The organism is Chitinophaga sp. (assembly GCF_036569185.1).
Taxonomy (GTDB): Bacteria; Bacteroidota; Bacteroidia; order Chitinophagales; family Chitinophagaceae; genus Chitinophaga.
The window spans coordinates 1-2,274 of the sequence record NZ_DATCRD010000118.1 but is presented as its reverse complement, the minus strand read 5'-3'; the positions used below and the strand labels follow the sequence as shown (position 1 = coordinate 2,274).

The window sequence follows — 2,274 nt, the reverse complement described above, 5'->3', positions numbered from 1 at the left end:
GAATTGGTTTTTCATGATTCAGAGATTGAATTGAAATAACAGTTTTCGGTTAAAATTGAATTTGAGTTGATAAAAGTTGACAATAGATAGTGACAGATTAAATGGCGTTGTAAGTATCTTCCCAAAAACAAAATTTATACCAAAAAGTACAAACACCCTCCTAACAAGGGTTTTCGTAACAACAACGGCCAGGCAATATGCCTGGCCGTTGTTGTATATTGTAAAGTGGTATCTCTTACCCTTTCTTCCTCTCCAGTTTTGCTTCTTTTACATCCATCCCGTACAAGTCGTTGAATAATAACTTGAAAGTACCGAGCGACTGTGCGCGGAAAGTGATTTCCGGGCCAAAGGCATAGAGCATGCCGGCGCCCACCGGTGCTGAAAATGCGGCTACCCCATCTTTCAGGTATGCCTGTCCCCATGCCCAGCCGCTGTGCAGCGGCGCGGCGGAAGAAAACCAGGCAATGGGCCGGATACCTTTATCTGCCGCTGCTGCATCCAGGCGGAACACCGGGCTGTTGTCGAAGTTCACATCACCAACAGAGGGAAGCCCCCAGGCCGCGGGATGCGTACTATCGAAAGATACCTGCAGGATACTTCCCGGCACAAAATACTTCGTACCTGGCAGGGGTTTTTCTTTACCGGCTTTATCCGTTTCCACCAACGCATTATGCACCGGCAGCCCAAGATGATAGGCCAGGTTGGTGCTACTGCCTATAGTGATCACTGTCCCTCCTTCTTCCAGGAAGGTTTTTATCTGCGGGATAGATTTTTCTTTGGTGATTTTACCCAATAAGCGCCGGTATTGTTCCGGGATCTCTGCGGGAACAGGTTCTTTAGGCGCATAACCATACCTGTTGGGCTCTGCGCCCGACAATGGCGGAATAGCGCGGGTAGCAAATATAATAGCATCGTATTTATTGCGGAGATGACCGGTATCAATATCCTGGGGGTATATCACCTCAAAAGGGAAGTGGTATTGCTCCATGATCCATCGCATCCACCCGGAGGGCATGGAGCCTCCGTAGGTATCCCATAATGCAATACGCATAGGCGCCATGCTCACGGCGCCTGCCGGGCGTTTGCCAATACCGGTGGTTTTCAGCCCCAGTGCACTGGCAGATTGCTGCAATATTTCTTTTGCTTTACCATCTGCAGGCACATAAAATGTACCCGGTATGGCGTTATCGTTGCCGGCTACTGCTTTGGTGAGCCGGTATACCTTTACGCCTGCTTTCATCAGGTCATTCACTGCGATGAACGCGTTGATTTGCCTTGCGCTTAACAGGTAACCCCCAGCTGTTGGCAGCGTTGCTTTGGGAGGCGTTTGCAATGCACCATACGGCAGCTTTGTGAAAGGACCGTCGAAACCGTCAAGTATCCTGTCGAATTGCACGCCCATCTGGAAGGCCAGCGTCCATCCGGCGGCATCATAGGGCCGGATAGGAGGACCACCGGGATACTGGAAATCGTTGGGATGGTCCTGTGGCTCAAACATATCGAGTACATGCGGGCGGAAAGCCTGGTTGGTTTTCACGATGTAGGAACCGGCAGGGTATTGTTTGCCTGCTACGGTAAACGGCGACTCCGCTTTCTGTACCTGTATGCCTGCCTTGATAAGCGCATTGATGAACTTTACCGCAGTGGGGAAATCGGGTTGATCTGCCGGGAGGATATAACCCCGTGGATCCCTGCCTGCCGGGTCTTTAAACACGGCATCATAATACTTCATGGGGATATTGTTGCCCCTGCGCATCCAGCCGTATGGATCGCTGCCATCGCTTTTATCGGTGGAATCCGGGTTGTCTTTCCTGAAAGCAGCGGTAATGGCTTCCGAACGTTTAGGTGATAAGGTCCATGAATCCTGGTTGCCTTTTTCAATGGCGTTACGGCCCATTTTATAGATATTGAACAGCACTTCATCACGTTGTCTGGCTGCATAGTCGAGCACCGCATAGTTCAGCGACACCGAATATTCAATAGAGCGCTTAAAGCGCCAGTCGTTTTGCGGCGTTACCGGGTTAGGTGTGGCGCCGTTGGGAATAAGGCGTTGCGGCACTACGGGAATCTTTTCCGGTGTAGGATTGCCGATAATTTCCGTGAGCAGCCCTATCATATTATGATACTGCGTGGTAGTGCGTAAGCCGCCATTATACCAGGTAGAAAAGCTGGAACCGTTAAGGCGGGTGTAGCCGGGCTTATCTTCCGCGTTGAGGCGGTTATACATGGCGGCGCCTAATGCATCGATACCGGTGATCATGAGCGGATCAAAGA

1 protein-coding gene is annotated in these 2,274 nt (G+C 50.6%); it reads right to left on the bottom strand.

The annotated features are described in order from the left end of the window. Positions 1-235: 235 nt before the first annotated feature. Positions 236-2,274: peptidase (locus VIM72_RS08520; RefSeq protein WP_332002414.1), on the bottom strand; the 2,039-nt coding region annotated here is incomplete at its 5' end.